This window comes from Streptosporangium fragile (assembly GCF_039534445.1).
In the GTDB taxonomy this organism is placed as follows: Bacteria; Actinomycetota; Actinomycetes; order Streptosporangiales; family Streptosporangiaceae; genus Streptosporangium; species Streptosporangium fragile.
Genome location: NZ_BAAAVI010000061.1, coordinates 15214 through 32609 on the forward strand (window position 1 = coordinate 15214; position 17396 = coordinate 32609).

Annotated in this window: 9 protein-coding genes; 6 read left to right on the plus strand and 3 right to left on the minus strand. The window is 71.2% G+C overall.

Annotated features, from left to right (window positions below):
• Positions 1–183: 183 nt before the first annotated feature.
• Complete coding sequence (locus ABD841_RS31030) at positions 184–2001, minus strand: S9 family peptidase (RefSeq protein ID WP_344979195.1); 1818 nt, start codon at positions 1999–2001, stop codon at positions 184–186.
• A complete protein-coding gene (lanL, locus tag ABD841_RS31035) occupies positions 2001–4778 on the minus strand; it encodes a class IV lanthionine synthetase LanL (RefSeq protein ID WP_344979197.1) in 2778 nt (925 codons plus the stop codon). The genes ABD841_RS31030 and lanL overlap by 1 nt, the downstream gene beginning before the upstream one ends.
• A gap of 1083 nt (positions 4779–5861) precedes the next feature.
• Between lanL and ABD841_RS31040 the strand changes: the two genes are divergently transcribed.
• A complete protein-coding gene (locus tag ABD841_RS31040; RefSeq protein ID WP_344979199.1) occupies positions 5862–5987 on the plus strand; it encodes an ALQxL family class IV lanthipeptide in 126 nt (41 codons plus the stop codon).
• A gap of 560 nt (positions 5988–6547) precedes the next feature.
• Here the strand turns inward: ABD841_RS31040 and ABD841_RS31045 are convergent.
• A complete protein-coding gene (locus tag ABD841_RS31045; protein WP_344979201.1) occupies positions 6548–7366 on the minus strand; it encodes an MOSC domain-containing protein in 819 nt (272 codons plus the stop codon).
• A gap of 1887 nt (positions 7367–9253) precedes the next feature.
• Between ABD841_RS31045 and ABD841_RS31050 the strand changes: the two genes are divergently transcribed.
• The 5 genes from ABD841_RS31050 to ABD841_RS31070 all read left to right on the plus strand — a co-directional run bounded on the left by ABD841_RS31050 (position 9254) and on the right by ABD841_RS31070 (position 17380).
• On the plus strand, positions 9254–9493 hold the full coding sequence (locus ABD841_RS31050; RefSeq protein WP_344979202.1) for an MbtH family protein: 240 nt from the start codon (positions 9254–9256) through the stop codon (positions 9491–9493).
• Positions 9490–11004 carry a condensation domain-containing protein gene (locus ABD841_RS31055; RefSeq protein ID WP_344979204.1) on the plus strand — a complete coding sequence of 505 codons (1515 nt, stop codon included), beginning with the start codon at positions 9490–9492 and terminating at the stop codon, positions 11002–11004. Before ABD841_RS31050 ends, ABD841_RS31055 begins: the two co-directional genes overlap by 4 nt.
• A 165-nt stretch (positions 11005–11169) precedes the next feature.
• Positions 11170–12522 (plus strand): MFS transporter, encoded by a 1353-nt coding sequence (locus ABD841_RS31060; protein ID WP_344979206.1) that lies wholly within the window; start codon positions 11170–11172, stop codon positions 12520–12522.
• A gap of 8 nt (positions 12523–12530) precedes the next feature.
• On the plus strand, positions 12531–13568 hold the full coding sequence (locus ABD841_RS31065) for a TauD/TfdA family dioxygenase (protein ID WP_344979208.1): 1038 nt from the start codon (positions 12531–12533) through the stop codon (positions 13566–13568).
• Positions 13565–17380 carry an amino acid adenylation domain-containing protein gene (locus tag ABD841_RS31070; protein WP_344979210.1) on the plus strand — a complete coding sequence of 1272 codons (3816 nt, stop codon included), beginning with the start codon at positions 13565–13567 and terminating at the stop codon, positions 17378–17380. Before ABD841_RS31065 ends, ABD841_RS31070 begins: the two co-directional genes overlap by 4 nt.
• The last annotated feature ends 16 nt before the right edge of the window (positions 17381–17396 follow it).

Consider the following 17396-nt stretch of genomic DNA (forward strand, 5'->3'; position numbering starts at 1 on the left):
ACGGAGGGTTGTGCGAAATGCCGGGCGCCCGGTTCCCGTCCAGTGGCCGACGAGGCCGGCGTACAGGGGGAGCGGCTCAGCGGGTCCCCGTGCGTTCCGGTGAGCGCGGTGGTGCCGTCCATCGGCGCGATGCGCCGGGCACGGGTGGCGGAACTGATGCGGTGCGCGATGACGGTGAGCGCCTCAACGGGGCGAGGGTGCTCCGGTGCGGAAGAACCCGAGCACGCGGCGGGTGACGGCATGTCCGCCGCTGTCGGTCAGCGGGTCGTGGCCCGCTCCGGGAACCTCGAGATAGGTCATGGGCGCGCCGTGGACGTGACGGGTCCGGAGCAGCCGGTCGTGCAGGCGACGGGAATGGCTGACCGGGATGATCGGATCCTGTTCGCCGTGCACGATGAGGAGCGGCAGCCGGATGCGGTCGGCCAGCCGGAGCAGATCACGTGGACCGAGGTCGTCGGTCCGGATCTCCTCACGACCGCCGAGCCGGTTTATCAGATTGCGGACCGATCCCGGCCCGTCCTCGTGGAGCAGCGCCCCTGACAGGAAGGGCGCGACGACCGCGGCACGGTCCCACAGGTCCGGCTCCGCGGCCGCGGCCAGCAGCGCCAGGTACGCGCCGTAGCTCGCCCCGTAGAGCATGGGCCGAGGCCGGTCCGGGCCGCGCTCGGCGACCAGAGAACGGCCCAGGTGCAGGATGTCGGCCAGGTCGGGACCGCCCCAGGCGCCGTGGATGGCGTCACGGTGGGCCGAGCCGTATCCGGTGCTTCCCCGCTGGTTGGGCGCCACCACCGCGATGCCCTCGGCGGCGAGGCGCTGGAACAACGGGTCGAATCCGAGCCGCCAGGCGGCCTCGGGGCCTCCGTGGAGCGCCACCACCAGGTGCCGGCTGCCGACCGGGTCGCCGTACACGACGGCCTCCGTGGTCCCCTCGGGCGCGGCGTACTGCTGCGTCCGGGCGGCGGTCCACCGGGATCGGCGCCCGTCGCGGGGGGCGAGGAGACGCGGCCGGGACGGTTCCGGAACGGTGATCACGCCCGTCGGACGGTCCGAGGCGCTGTGGACCAGCCGCAGGCCGCTGCCGGACCAGTGGGCGGTCGGATACAGGTCACCGGGGGGCAGTTCGATCTCGCTTGCGTTGTCCGCCACCAGGTCGTGGATCAGCAGGTGGGAACGGGCACGGCGGACGACCGACAAGGCCAGGAGCCGCCCGGCGGGATCCAGCGCCAGCGGGGTGACGGTGCCCTCGATCTCGTTGAGCCGATCGGGGAAGACGGTCGGTCCCCGGTCGCCGAGACTGCGGACGCCGAGCCGGTGGACGCCGCCCTGCCGCGCGGCGGTGAGGAGCACGCCGCCGCGCGGCGCGGTCAGCAGCAGGTGTTCGCCGTCGGGCAGGCCGAGGGCGGTCGTGGTGCCGTGCGACAGATCCAGGACCATGGCGCCGGCTCCGGGACCGGTGGAGACCAGCGCGAGCCTGCCGCCCTCCTCATCGAGCCAGACCCCTCCGCCGACCAGGTACGGCAGCCGGACGATCCGTTCCGGCGGAGCGGTCCGACCGGGCAGGCGCCACACCACGGTGTTCGCGTCCCCGTCCGTCTCCAACACCAGGGCCGGGAACCGGGCCGTGCCGGGGAAGAGCCGGAGACCGCCTCTCCGGACACCGATCAGCTCGATTTCCTCGACTGTCTTCCCGCTGTCCGAGCGGGAGGCGAAGGTGAGCCGCGAGCCGTAGGCACCGGACCGGCACAGCAGAAGATCGCCTTCATCCGTCGGGAGCGGCACGTTCGCGGTGGTCTCGCCGTCGCGGGTGCGCACCGTCCGGGGGCGAGGCGCGGGACCGGTGAGGTCCCACAGTTCCGGACTCATCGGGGAATCACGGTCGTCTGCGGCCAGGCAGGCGGCGTACCGCCCACCGGGGGAGAAACGGAAGTTCAACCTGCGGACGAACGGCTGATCCGGCTCGCCGGTCGCCGTGCCGGCCCGGCTCTTCGTCGCGGAGATCATCACACTCTGCCCCCGCGGGCCCGCACGTCGTCGTCCGTCTCGGCCATCCACCGGCGTGGTCCGCCGTGGCGCAGCCGGTGCAGGAAGTCCAGCACTCCGGCCAGCCCGGTGTTCCAGCCGATGGAGATTCCGGTGTCGTTCTCGTCCGGCACCACCAGCAGCCCGTCGCGCAGGACGGCGCGTGCCCACAGGCACGCGGCCAGTTCTTCCGCCTGCTCGTGATAGGCGGGCTCGCCGAGCAGGTCGGCCATGTCGAGCAGGAACTGCCCTTCACCGGCGAGGCCGTGGCAGGCGACCGTCCCCGAGTTCCGCCGGGTGCCGTGTACGGTGACCGCGGCGCCATGGGCGGCGTCCCGGAAGCGCTGCTCCCCGGTCGCCGCATACAGGCGTACGAGGTAGGTGCCGATGCCGGAGGATCCGCTGCACCAGTGCGGCAGCTTCTGTCCATCCCGCGGGCCCGTCGCCCACCAGGCGGCCTCGCCCTGGTACTCGGCCGCCGCCACCAGGGTCTCCCCGGCGAGCACGGCGGTCTCCAGACAGTCGTCACGACCGAGTTCGGTTCCGGCGGCCAGCAGGTATGCCGCGATCCCGGCGACGCCGTGGGCGAAACCGTAGTGTTCGGCACCCGCCAGCTTGGAGTCGAAATCCACGGGAATGGGCCACGTCACCGTTTCCGGGGTCCGCTTGGCCGCTTTCAGCAGGCCGTCGGCACATGCCTCCGCCGGTTCCCGCAACCGTGTGTCGCCCGAGACACGCCACAGGTGCAGCAGCGCCATCCCCGTCCCGGCTGAGCCATGGCAGATGTCCGGGTTCGGCCAGGTGGTCGGCAGGCTCAGCGCCAGCTCCAGGCCGGCGGTGCGCAGGGCCTCATCGCCGAGTGCGCGGCCCGCCTCGTACAGGGCCACGGAGACGCCGGCCCGGCCGAAGTACAGCCCCGGCGAGGGCCGGCGCTCACGTGCCAGCTGCCGCACCGTCCAGTTCGCGGCCTTCCGCAGCCCGGTCGTCAGATCGGCACGTGTTTCCGGCGGCAGTACGTCACCGGCCTGAGCGGGATCCACCAGCGTGGCCCACAGCGCGATCACCCCGGCCGAGCCGTACTGGACGGCGCACGGATCAGCCGTCAGAGCTGATTTCGAAGGCCACAGGTGGGTGGACGGTGCGGTGTCCGTCCCGGGCGACATGGTGCGCAGCGAGTAGGCAAGCCCGTCATGGAGCAGACGGTCCTGCCCGGCCACCCCCAGACGGAAGCCCTCCGTCCGGGAGGAGGAACCGACCTGCTCCACGTCGATTTCATCGAGAAACGCCCGCACCCGCCGCAGATCCCAGCGCTGTGCGGGATCCTCCCGCATCAGTCCCAGGATCAGCGGAGAGAGCGCGGTCGCCATCGGGTCGCCCGCACTCGCGACCCGCGTCACCGTTTCCACCCGCTCGTCCCAGGAGCGGGAACCGGCGGGCTGATCCTTCCGGTGGGGCGGCTGGGAAGAGGTGACCGCGGACAATACCGTCGCCCCCAGCGCGTACAGGTCGGCTTCCGCACCGAGTGCGGGACCGTACTGCGTCGAGTTCATCTGTTCGGGCGGCGCGAAGCCGGGAGTGTGGACGTGGGAGACCGGAGTGCCGGGTACGGCGGCCATCTCCAGGTCGATCAGACGGCAGTCGCCGTCCGCGGTCACGACGATGTTGCCGGGCGTCAGGTCGCGCAGCACATAGCCCTGCCCGTGAACGGTGGCGACCAGTCCGGCCAGGCGCCGCAGGAGGGACACCACGGTGCCTGGCCGCTCGCGGTGGGCGCTGTTCGACCACGCGCTCAGTACGGTGCCCTCGATGTGCTCCTGTGCCAGGAACAGGTTGTCGTCCTTCTCGAAGAGAAGCACCTTGCGCGCCGTGACACCCAGCGGTCCGAACAGGTCGAGCATGCGCGCCTCGTGGCGCATCCGATCACGTTCGTCGCGGCCGTCGAGCCAGGCGCCCAGGTGCGGGCGCGCCCGCTTGATCACCACCTGGGCGCCGGTCGTGGTGTCCTCCGCCAGGAACACCCCGCCCTTGGCACCGTGCCGGATCGCCCTGCGCACGACGAACCGGTCGGCCAGCAGGACCGCCTCCGGCGCGGTGGTCCTGACCGGGGCACGACCTGAGTCGAACGGGCAGGTCGCCCACGCCGGCGGGGAGTACCACGCTTTGCGCTCGTCGGTCTCATGAGTGCCGTCAGGCGCGATGAGCCGCGAGGCGTAGTAGCCGTCATTGTCGAGCACGCTGGGCGCGGAGAACACCCCGAAGCGGTAGTGCACCAGACTGCCCGGCCGGTAGACCCGGTCGGAGAGGATCGGCGGGCCCGGCAGGCCATAGGTGGCCTCGTGCAGCTCTTCCGCGATCTCCACGGCCGCCTCGTCGTTCGGCGGATACACCGTGATGAACTTGCCCACCGAGCCGCGGCCCTGGCTGCGTCCCACGAGCTGGACCAGCTCGTCCAACGTGGTGGCGTACTTGAACGGGCAGCGACGATGCCCCAGTACCTGTGCCGCGCGCGACAGCACCAGCGGTGCCGACAACGGCGTGGCCGATATGTGGAGCTTCCAGCCCTGCGCCTGCGTGGCCAGTCCGGCCGGAGTCACGTACGTCCACGGCGAACCGACCTTGAACTCCCACCCCGGGACGCCCTCGGTCTCCGCGCCGCCCGTCTCGTCTGTCACACGGCGCAACGTCGCCCGGGCGATGTCCGCCAGGACGTGACGATCCACGCGGGAGATGCCGTCCACGGCCGCACCAAGCTCAGTCACAACGCCGAATCCCCTTCGTCCTCATCTGATATGTGCCGATGTCGAGTCGTTCGTTTGATGTGGTTGCTCGGATCTCGTCCATGACCGGTTCTTCCGTGCCTCTCCGGGCGCCGATCAGGTTGCCAGCAGGGGCTTGTAGCGGCCTTAAAGACTTCCGCCGCCTCCAGCCGTGGCAGCCGTAAACAACCATTAAGGATGGTTAAGAATCCTTAAGCGCCCGCGGATCATCGTCGGCGCGGGAAGCCTCATCGGCGGTGAGCCGGCGAAACGGAACCCCGTCTCCGGCGCCCGGGTGAGCACGGTCATGACCAGCCGGTACTCGGTGGCGAAACGACACCCGGCCCGGGATACCGGCCCGCCGGCAGGCCCTGCACACAGGCCGGCGCCCGCCTGCGCGGTTCGGCTCGGGCGAACCGCCGCCCGGCCCGGGGACGTCCCGGGGCACGGTGACCGGCGGATGCCGGCACAGCACTGACAACCGCCGTGCCGGAGCGTTTCCTGTCGGCATCCGAGGCTCCGTCGAACCGCCCTCGGCCGCACGAGGTGGAAATCGTTCAGTCCTGGAGGCCGCTGCCACCAGGGAAAAGGCCGGCAACAGCGTCTTCCGTCCCGGTTGCTCCGGTGATTGACGAAGGTCAGAGCCAAGAGTCGGGAAAACCTTGTCGTCCCGCTCGAAAGTGATTCATAAGTGCCCGTCGTGATGCTGTCCCCGTACGACGGATCCGCCGTACCGGCACGGGCACGGGACGCGGTCTCGGTTGGGGAAGGGGACGAGGTGGGCGGCGACGCGATCGGCACCGAGGCGGACACCACCCGGTGGGCCGATGGGCTCGACGTACCGGCACGTCCGCGACGGAGACGGCACGCCGGCCGGCCTGTGACGAGATCGGATCGGCGGCGCGAGGCGCCCACGCGCCCACGGTAGGCGGGCGGCCCCGCGCGGAGAGCTCCCGCCCGCGCCGGTGAAGCGGCACGGCAGGCGCCACACCGGGTCCGACCACACGGACTCCGCCGGATGGACCGGCGGCTACGGAGACCACCGCAGTATCGGCGGGGTTCTCCCCCACGAAAAAGGAGAAAGCGATGGAACTCGACATCAACGCCCTGGACATGCTCCCCGGTGAGCCGGAGAACGCCCTGTTTCCGTGCGGGGGAGGCACCTGCGTCACTCTCGTCTCCCTGACCGACGTACTCACCACGCTCGTCTGACTCTGACACTGACCGCAGGAGCGGCCGGACCGGACGCTCACGGTAGGTGAACGGTCGAAAGCGCGTCGCCTCGGCCGCGGAGGCATTCGCCGCAGGTGGGCAGCGGCCGAGGCGACACGCGCCGAACAGCCGACCTCGGGCGGTCGGAGGTCGGCTGCCCACTCACCGACCTTCGCGCTCGACGAGGATCTCCTCCCCGCTGCCGTGCCCGCACGCGGTGGAGCTCACCCACCAGCGAGGGCTCTTCGCCGAGCCAATCAGCCAGTCACCGTATGATCCGCACCTTGATGAGGACGACCCCGCGCGGCGACGCCCCGCCGACGCGGCATTCTGGGCCGAACCGGATGCTCTGATCAGCAAGCGCGGCGCGGTGGTGCTGGAGGAGGGCCATGTCCGCAACGCCTCACGCCGGCACCGGATCACCCTCGATGAGGTTGCCGGGATACGGACCCGCGCCTGGCCACCGCCCGCTACAGCGGCTTCCTGCTCAACTCGTTCCCGCCTTACCGGCGGACCACCGACCCCGCGGTGGTGAAGGCGGCCCTGAGGCGCCTGACCGGCTAGCCCGGCCGGACTTCGTCGCCGACTCTCAGCTCGCCGAGGTTCCTGGGCACCAGGCGGATGCCGAACCAGGTCTTTCCGTCCCAGCGGCGGTGTTTGGCCAGGGTTCTCAGGGGTTCCTTGCCGCGGTCCTGAGTGGCCGGGTCCCAGATGGTGGCGGCGCAGCGGTCGCACAACTCCGAGACGCGGAAGTCGATCTCGCCGATGCGGACCGACGTCCAGGCGTCCTCCGCGAAGGGTTCCGCGCCGTCGATGACGGCGTTGGGCCGGAAGCGGGCGACGTCGAGGGGGTCCGGGGGGTGCTCCTGACGTTCCGTGGCGCCTTCGGCGATCCAGTCGTCCAGGCGCTGGAGCGAACTCCTGGAGACGAGCAGGAGGGGTGCCTCCCAGATGAAGCTGACGATCTCCCCGGGGAAGCCGCCGTGTTCCTCGGTGATGGTCCCGCGTCCGGGGCCGTCCAGCCAGACGAGACGGGCGGGCCTGCCGAGCAGGCGGGTGAACCATTCATGGGCGTCGGCGTGGGCGAGCACGGCTCGGTCGAGGTTGGAGAAACCTACCGGGATCGTGTCGCCGGTGGCCGGGGGGACCTTGAGTTCGCCCATGCCCTTCGCCGACAGACGGAGGCCGCCTTCGGGGGTTTCAGCGGCCGAAACCGAGAGGAACCGGGGGTGTTCGCCTACCCAGATCACTTCTCCCAGCGGGTCCACCACGGCCCAGCGGCGGTCGCCTTCCAGACCCCAGGGGAGGATTTGAGCCGATGGACGGAGGATGCCTTTGGTGGACTTGATGGGGTAGGTGCGGATCTCCGCTAGCTCCATTGGACAAGGATAGGAGAAAGCGCTCTCTTGGGCTATGGGAGCGTGCCCACGGGGCCTCCGGAGCGGGTATCGGGCCCCCTCTGGGATGTGGGTTCCGCACGCTCTTCGATGAGGCGAGGGGGTCCGTTCGTCGGAAACCCTGTAGCGGCTTCCGGTGAAACACTCATTGCGGGTGCCGTCGGAGGACACGGCTCGGCACCTCCTCTCCAAGCGGGCCCGGCGGCATCGCCCAGGTCTGCCGCTTTCACTCACGACAGGCTCGGAGGTCGTGCCGGCCCGGAGAAGGGCAGCGACTTCGCGGGTTCCGCCGAAGCCGGCTCGGAGCTTCACCGGTCTGCCGCCTCGCAGGCTTCCGGCAGCGGAATCAGCAGCCCGCGGGCACGTGGACGTCGACCAGATCATCAGGTGGATCCTGTCGGAGGTGTCCTGATGGCCACCACGACCACCAGCCCTTTTTCCCCTGTCGGTTGCGCAGCGCTTCCCCGGCCGGGCCGAGCACGTCCGTTGCGGCACGGGCGGGAGGAAGCGGCGGCATCTGTGGCTCATGATCATGGACACCTCGGTTCCCGAGGGCTCGCTACGGCGAGATGTCCACTGCCTCGGTGGGCCGGGGCTGAGACCTCCGATAGGCGGGGCGTGTCAAGTCGGTCCGGAGTGACCGCCGACGCGAACGGCGGGGTGCGGGCACGATGAGGTGCGCGTCGGTGGTTGCTCCGGCGCGCGGAGGTCTGGGGGCTGCGAAGCCGGCTGATACACCACTTCGCTCGACGTGACCTCCGGTGAAAGAGCATCACTCTGCGGAGTGAGGAATGGGACATCCTATATCTAAGTTTCTGTGCGGCCTTTCAGATGCTCGACCGGTCCGGGGACGGATGCCGAAAACCGCGTCTCGCGGAGATACGCCGCGACATGGATCCGGACATGCAGTGCGGGGAGTCGTCGGATCGGCACCGGAAGGGTCGTCCGGGAACGGTTCTCTTGAGGAAGTGGAAAGGTTCCCGTCTCATGGCGTGGCCGATGGCGAGCGTCGTCGCGGGTTGTTCACACCGAATATGTCACGGTGGGCGGCCGGCCCGGACGGAAAGGCGCGACCGGCGATGTGCGGCCGCGCCGGTCACCCTCCGGGATTCGTCGGAGACTCCGCGCGATACGGCACAGCTCAGGCCCCATTCTGAATTCCGGGCGGTCGGCATGAATGGGACGGTCCCGTCGCCGCGGGTCTCAGGAGAATTCGTTGACATCGGACATGGGGCGTGTTTAGCTAGGCCGGTCGAACGGGGATGGAAATCTTTCGGCATCGGGGCTCATGCTTCGATCGCCGATGAGACGAGTGTTTCCGGGGGATTTCTCATGCGATTCATGTGACTGCTCTCGGGCTGTCCCGGGTCCTCGGGGCGGCATGTTCAGCGAGTCCGGCCACAATGGTGAACCGACGGTCGAAGGGGGCCGTCGATGTTCTCGTGTGCCTTTTTCCGATGTCTGTGCGCGAGGGCTCTCGCGCTCTTCACCGTGTCTGATCGGACAGTGCCACTGTTCGCTCGAACGGCTTCTTGCGTGTCCTGCCGCATGACGACCGGGCATCGGCGGTGGTTTCCTCTTTTGCGATAGGCGCATTTCTTAAGCGATATTACCTGCTGGTTCTGTGTGGAATTCAAAGATCTGGCGAGGGTCTCGGAATTTGCTTTCTCGGTCACTTTCCGAAATCTGGGAAATGCGTTATGTGAAGTGTTGGATCCTGGTTGACGGATTCCGATTCGACTCCGTATCGTCCTGGTCGCCGACCCGGAGGGGCGGACAAAACTCAGCTTGCTTTTCGGCCAAGGCCGACCTGTGAACGCCCTGCCCGTGACCAGCGGAGGGGCCGGTGCCCCGGAGAAGTGAGGCTTGATGTCTAATCCGTTCGACGATTCGGAAAGTCTTTTCTTTGTGGTGGTGAACGACGAGGGCCAGCATGCGCTCTGGCCGGAGCACGCGGCCCTGCCGGCCGGGTGGAGGCCCGTTCACGGCGCGGCCGGCCGCTCTTCCTGCCTCGACTACGTCAACGTGAATTGGACGGACATGCGACCACTCGGCCTCGTGGCGCATCTGGAGGGAGCGCCCTCTTCCGAACGGGGAGCGGGCCGATGACCGCCCATGGCAGCGCGGACCACTCCACGGCGGCCTCCGAACGGCACGGCGCCGGAACGGAACGCAGACGCGCCTCGCAGGCGCGCCTGGACTCCCTGTCGCCGGCCAAGCGCGCGCTCCTGGCGAAACGCCTCGCCGGGCGGAGCGCCGAGACCGATGATCCCACCGGTCTTGCGGCCACGGCGGAGGGGCTCCCCACCGCGTCCGGGCGGCGGAACGGGCCGCTGAGCTTCGCCGAAGAGCGTTTCTGGATGGCGTACATGTTCGAGGACCGGTCCCCGGCATACCACGTCCCGCTCACGCTACGCCTGAAGGGCGCTCTGGACGTCCCCGTCCTGGCGGAGGCGCTGCGGACGGTGGTGGCCCGGCACGGCATCCTCCGCACCCGCTACCCCGTCGGCCCCGAGGGGGAGCCCACCGCGGTGGTCGACGAGCCCGGCCCGTTCGACCTGCCGGTCGTGGACAGGGCCGGTCAGGACCCGCAGGCCCTGATCGACCGCGTCAGCGCGGAGCCGTTCGACCTGGAGACGGGACCGCTGATCCGCCCGCTGTTGCTGCGGGCCGCCGACGACGAGCACTATCTGCACGTCACGCTGCACCACATCGTCACCGACGCCTGGTCGATCGGGATCCTCCTTCACGAGTTGACGACGGCGTACAACGCGGGAAGGCGCGGTGTCCGGCCGTCCCTTCCCGAACTCACCGTCCAGTACCGCGACCACGCGCTGTGGCAGCGCGCCCAGGCGGAGCGGTTCGCCCGGCAGACGGAGTATTGGCGGCGGGCGCTTCGCGGAGCGCCGCGCGAGCTGGGCCTGCCCACCGACCGTCCCCGGCCCCGGCAGCGCCAAGCGCAGGCGCCGGGACGCCACTTCACGGTCACGTTCCCCAAGGACGCGGCGCTCGGCCTGGCCCAGCGGACGGGGACAACCCTGTTCATGGTGCTGCTGACGGCGTACTCGGCTGTCCTGGGCCGGGCCGCGGGCCGCGAGGACGTGGTCGTCGGGACACCGGTCGCGGGCCGGGGGAACTCGGCGGTCGAGCCGCTGATCGGCTGCTTCATCAACACCCTGGCGATGAGGACGGACCTGTCGGGCGACCCCACGTTCGGCGAACTACTGGCCAGGGTTCGGGAGTGGACGCTGCGGGCCTACGACAACCAGGACGTCCCCTTCCAGCACGTCGCCGAGCAGGTGGCCGAACGCGGTGACGGCCGCACCTCCCTTTTCCAGGTGTGGCTGGCACTGCAGAACGTCCCCGACGCGCCGCTGGAGATGGCGGGCCTCGCGGTCGAGGAGCTGGCCGACGCCGTCGAGGCGACGAAGTTCGACGTCACCTTCCACGTCATCGAGTCCGGCGACCACCTGGGACTGCGAGCCGAGTACGACACCTGGCTGTTCGAGGAGGACACGGTGCGCGGCTTCGCCGACGAGTTCACCACCCTGATCACGGCTGCCGCCGCCGATCCCGCACGCAGGCTCTCCGAACTCGCCGGGGCGCGGGTGCGCACATGACAGCGGACCGTCCGGCGGCCGAGCGCCGCCGAGGGAACGGGCGGGTTCCCGCCGCCCCGGAACAGCCGGCCTGCGGGCGCGGCGCGACTGCCGTCCAGCGGCAGGCGGAACGAGTAAGGAGATCCTGATGAACCTCGCCTCAACGGCAGCGGAACCGAGGGTCGCATGACCGCCGAGAAAGCCCTCACCACGACGACGAACCGGCCCGGCTCACTGTTCCGGCAGCGGAGCTTCGCCCTGCTGTGGGCCGGCCAGTCCGTCTCGATGTTCGGGACCCAGATCACCTACGTGGCGCTGCCCATCACCGCCGTCGTGATCCTCCAGGCGACTCCGATGGAGACGGGTGTCCTGACCGCGCTCGAGCAGCTCCCGTTCCTGCTGTTCGGCCTCTTCGTCGGGGTCCTCGTCGACCGGCGGGCCCGGCGGCCGATACTGATCGGGGCCAACGTCGTGCGGTGCGCCGCCCTGGCCTGGATCCCCATCGCCTACCTGCTGGACCTGCTGACGATCGGCCACCTGTTCCTCGTGGCCTTCGTCGTCGGCACGATGACCGTCTTCTTCGATCTCGCCTACCAGTCGTACGTGCCCGGCCTGGTCGGCCGGGAACGACTGATGGAGGCGAACGGGAAGCTGCAGGTGTCGGAGTCGGTCGCGGAGATCGCCGGTCCCGGCATCGCGGGCGTGCTGATCAGCGCGATCAGTGCCCCGGTGGTGATCGCGGTGGACGCCTTCAGCTACGTCCTGTCCGCCCTGGCGCTGGTCAAGATGCCCGCGGACGCGCCGTCGGCGCCCCGCGCCGGAGCCGGCCGGCCGGCCCCCTCGGTGTGGGCCTCGGTGCGCGAGGGCTTCAGCGTGATCGGCAGGCACACCCTGCTGCGCTGGTGCACGACCGCGGCCGTCGTCACCGCGCTGTTCCTCAGCGCTCTGACGGCCGTGCTGTTCCTCTTCCTCATCCGGGAGGCGGGAATCGGGACGGCCCAGGTCGGTCTGATCGTCGCGGCGGGCAGCGCCGGAGCCCTCCTCGGAGCGCTCTCCGTCGACCGGCTGGGCGACCGGATAGGCGTCGGCCCGACGCTGGTGCTGTCGCTGACGCTGCCCGGTGTCGGTTACTTCATCCTCGCGAGCGTGGAGGGCAACTCCCTCGCGGCGGTGGCGACGGCGGCCGCCGCGAACTTCATCGCCCTCTTCGGAATCCCGGTCTTCGACGTGACCGTCATCAGCTTCCGCCAGGTGGTCACCCCGGACCACTTGCTGGGAAGGGTGAACGCCACCGTGCGCACGCTCGCCTGGGGCTCCCTCTCGCTGGGCGCGCTGCTCGGCGGCGCGCTCGGCTCCACGCTGGGACTCCGGCCGACCATCCTGATCGCGGCAGGAGGACTGCTCCTGCCCGCGGTGATCCTGCTGCTGTCACCGGTGCGCCGCGTGCGCCGGCTCGGCGGCGCGGAGGCCACGGAAACCGAGGCCGCCGCGGAAGCCACAACCGACACGTCGCCTCGCCGGCCCTCCCACGACCACTGAGGAGCACCATGACCACACCGCTGTCCCCGGGCGCCTCGGCGACGCGTCGCCGGGTCGTCGTATCGGGCACGAGCGACCTCGTATCCGTCGCACACAGCCCGCACCCGATCATCTCGGTCGTCCGGCCCACGGCGCCCTCGGTCGACCTCGGACACTGGCTGCGCACGAACCGGGAGCGCGTACAGACGCTGCTCCGTGAGCGCGGGGCGGTGCTGTTCCGGGGATTCCAGGTCTCCGGGCCCGAGGAGTTCCACAACGTCGTCCAGGCGTGGTCGCCGAAGCTGCTGAACTACACCTACGGTTCCACCCCGCGAAGCCGCTCCGGCGTGGCGGGCGTCTACACGTCGACCGAGTACCCGGCCGACCAGACGATCCCGCAGCACAACGAGATGGCCTACGCGCGGATCTGGCCGGAGCACCTGTGGTTCTACTGCGGGACGGCGGCCCAGGAGGGCGGCGCGACGCCGCTCGCCGACAGCCGGCGGATCACGGAGCGGCTGGACCGCGCGCTCCTGCGCCCCTTCGTCGAGCGCGGAGTGCGGTACGTGCGCAACTACGGCACCGGATTCGACCTCAGCTGGCAGCAGGCGTTCGAGACCGACGATCGCGCCGAGGTCGAGGCGCTCTGCCGGGCGCAGGATATCGAGTTCACCTGGTACGGCGAGGACCGGCTGCGCACCTCGCAGATCTGCCAGGCCGTGATCGAGCACCCGGCGACCGGGGCGGAGGTGTGGTTCAACCAGGCGCACCTCTTCCACACCTCCGCGCTGGCTCCGGAGGTCCGCGCCGAGCTGCTGGAAGGGGACGAATCAGAGCTTCCGCGGCAGGTCTACTACGGCGACGGCGAGCCCATCGCGGACTCCACGCTCGACCGGGTGAGAGCTGCCTACGCCGAGGAGACCGTGCGTGAGCCGTGGCAGGAGGGCGACGTCATGCTCATCGACAACATGCTGGTCTCCCACGGCCGGGACCCCTACCGGGGTCCGCGCCGAGTCCTGGTGGCGATGACGGACGAGCACGACGGACGGACGGGAGGTCGACGATGACCGCGGTCGGACCCGATCGGATCGAGGGATACCAGCTCTCACCGCAACAGCGAGCGGTTTTCCTGCGGGAGGGCGCGCGGAGCCGAGCCGTACACGCGGTGCGCCCGGCCCCGCCCGTCGCGCTGGACGAGCTGGCGGCCCGCATGGAGACGCTGGTCGCGGAGCACGAGATCCTGCGGACCAGGTATGCGGAGGTCGCAGGACTGCGCATACCGGTCCAGGTGGTGGACCCGGCGGGCCCGGTCTCGGCCGAGGAGGGGCCCCTCGGCGGCACGGTGCTCCGGGCGGGTGAGCTCACGGTGGAGCACCGTGACACCCCGGACGGCGCGCTCCTGCGCCTGGAGCTGCCGCGCCTCAGCGTGGACCGCGCCTCCTGGAGCATGATCACGGGTTTCCTGCTCGGGGAGCGCCCGGCCGGCGCCGCGGAGGACGGCCAGGCACTGCAGTACGCCGACGTCGCCGCCTGGCTCGGAGAGGAACTGGAGCGTTCCGAAACCGCCGGGGAGCCGGAGGAGACGAGCGGGACGCAGGCGGCCGTCCCCTTCCTCACGCCGGCCGGCCGGTGGGACGGGGACGCCGTACCCGAGACGCTGTCGGTGACGGTCGAAGGCCCGGTGCCGGCCCGGTTGCGGACCGCCGCCCGCGAGCTGGCGGTGAGCGAGGCGGCGATCCTGCTCGCGGCGTGGGGATCCCTGCACGCCCGCTACACCCGCGGCGGCGACGGCCGGATGCTCGTGGTCACGGACGGGCGCTCCGCCGACGGGCTGGGCGGAGTCCTGGGACTGCTGGAGCGCCCGGTGGCCGTGCGCCTGCCGATCGCACCGGAGGCCCCATTCGCCCGGGCCGCGCGGGACGCGGCCGACGCACTGCGGGACGCCGCGGCGCACGAGTGCCACCGCGACCCGGGCGAGGACGGGGGCGACGGCACCGGGCCGGTGCCCTCCTTCCGGCACCGGTGGGACCGGTGGGCCGCGGCGGCCGAGCCCGGGCCTTTCGGGAGGGCCGAGCTTCCGGGCGCCCTCCACCTGGACTGCGTGCAGGGCCCGGAGAGCCTGTCGCTGACCTTCGCCGGCACGGGCGCGCGTGTCACCGCGTCCGACCTGGCCATGTTCGCCGAGGCGTTCGAGCACCTCCTGACCGACGCGTTGGCCGACTCCGGGCGGGCCGTCGGCGTGCTGCGCCTGACCGCGCCGTCCGGGACGCCCACCGCGGCGCCGTCCCGGACACCCGTCGTCCAGGACGCCCACCGGGCGGTGCCGTACCGCTTCCTGGAGCAGGCCGGGCGGGTCCCCGACCGTCCCGCGGTCCGCTGCGCGGACGAGGTGCTGACCTACCGGGAGCTGGCGCGGCGGGCGGAGGCGGTCGCGGCCCTGCTGCGCGGGCACGGCGTCCGGCCGGGCGACCACGTACCGGTGGCGGTCCCGTCGTCGGCGGACACCCTGGCCGCCATGCTGGGCACCTGGCTGGCCGGGGCGGCGTTCGTCCCGATCGACCCGGCATGGCCGAAGGAGCGGATCGAGACGGTGGTGCGGCAGTCGGCCTCCCCGCTGGCCCTCGTGCCGGACGCCGCCGCGGGCATCCCGCTCCCCGTCACCGCCGTGCCCCTGCCGGGCCGGGACGACCCGCGGGGCGGCCCCGCCCCGGTGGCGGCGGACGCCGACGGCGCCGCATACGTCATCTTCACCTCCGGCACCTCGGGAGTGCCGAAGGGCGTCGTCATCGGTCACGACCAGCTCGCCCACTACACCGCGGCGGTGCTGGAGCGCCTGGACCTGCCCGACGGCGCGGGATTCGCAGCCGTCTCCACCCTGGCCGCGGACCTGTCCTACACGGCGGTCTTCCCCACACTCGCCGGTGGCGGATGCGTCCACCTCGTCGACGCCGACACCGCCACCGACCCGGAGGCCCTCGCCGAACGCCTCCGGGCGAACCCGGTGAGCGCCATGAAACTGGTGCCCTCGCACCTGTCGGCGCTGCTCGCCGAGGCGAGCGACCCGCCGGCGCTGCTCCCGGGCGAGGTGCTCGTACTCGGCGGGGAGGTTCTCCCGTCCTCACTCCACGCCCGGCTGCGGGAACTCGCGCCGCGACTGCGCGTGTACAACCACTACGGCCCCACCGAGACCACCATCGGGGCCTCGTGCCTGCCGCTGCCCGCGGCGGTCGACGAGCGGTGCGCCTCCGTCCCGGTGGGCTCCGGCCTCGGGGAGAACACCCTGACCGTCGTCGACGACGAGGGCAACCCGCTGCCGCCGTGGTGCCCGGGTGAAGTGCTGATCAGCGGTCCGGGCGTGGGACTGGGCTACCTGGCCGAACTTCGCGAGGGCGGGACCGGCTTCGGGGAGAGGGGAGGCGCCGGCCGCTACCGCTCCGGCGACCTCGGCCGCCTGGTACCCGGCCTGGGCGTCGAGATCATCGGCCGTCTCGACGACCAGGTCAAGCTCCGCGGCCACCGGGTGCGGCTCGGCGAGATCGAGGAACTGCTGCGGAGGCGACCCGGCGTGACCGCCGCCGCCGTGGTGGCGCGCACGGACGACGACGGCCTCGCCACCCACCTGGACGCCTACGTGGTCCGCGCCGACGCCGACGGCCCCGCGGTCAAGGACCTGCAGGCGGACCTCGGCCGCCTGCTCCCGGCGGCCCTGGTCCCGACCGGCTGGCAGGTGCTGGAACGGTTGCCGCTGACACGGAACGGCAAGGTCGACCGGCGGGCGCTGGCCCCCGTCGAGTCGGAGCGCGCCCGGGCGGGGCGCCCGCGCGACTCCGTCGAACAGCGGTTGCTGGTGCTCTGGGCCGAGGTCCTGGGCATCGACGACATCTCCCCCGAGGACGACTTCTTCGACCTCGGCGGCCACTCCCTGCGCGCCATCAAGCTGATCTCCCGCACCAACGGCGCCTTCGGCTGCCGGCTGCCGATGTCGTCGATATTCAACGCGCGGACGGTGGCGGCCATGGCCGACCTGGTGCGCGGCAGCGACCGGCAGGATTCGAACCTGGTGCCGCTGCGCAACGGCGAAGGTGGTTCCCCCGTCTTCTGCGTCCACCCCGGCGGCGGCAGCACGCTCAGCTACTGGGAGCTCGCCCGCCTGCTGCCGGCGGACCGCCGGATCGTCGGCGTGGAGGCCTGGGGACTGCACGGCAGGCCGCCGCAGGAGGACTTCGCCGGGATGGCCGCGAGCTACGCGGAGGCGATCGCCACCTCCGGCGACGGGCCGCCCGTACTCGTCGGGTGGTGCTTCGGCGGGCTGATGGCCCTGGAGACGGCCCGGGCGCTGCGCCGCGCCGGCCACGAGGTCGCCAAGCTGATCGTGATCGACTGCCCCGCCCCCGGCTACGACGACGAGGACGACGAGGCCACCCGGGAGACGCAGCCGCTGACGGAGTCCACGCTGATCGGCCGCTTCGCCTGGCACTACGAGCTGGAGTTGCCGTCGCCGCTGCCCCCGGGACCGGCGGCGTACGAGCTGCTGCTCAAGGCCATGCAGATCGGAGGCCACCTGCCGCCGACCGCGGGGGAGGAGGAACTGCGCACCCTCTTCGACGCGTACGCGGCGAACATGACCGCGCTGGAGCGGCACTTCGAGGAGGACGGACCGCGGCACCCGGCGCCGGACTACCCCGTTCTGCTCATCCGCGCCGAGCCCGACGGCGTCGTCCCGGACCGGGACCGCACCTGGGGCTGGCGCTCCCTGGTCGGGCCCGGCCTCTCCTTCGCCTCCGTCGCCGCGGACCACCACGGTGTCATGCGCCCGCCCGCGGTCTCCGGCCTCGCCGCGCTGGTCGCGCAGGCGCTCGGCCCCGCGGCGTGGGTCTAGGACCGCCGTGACCGGA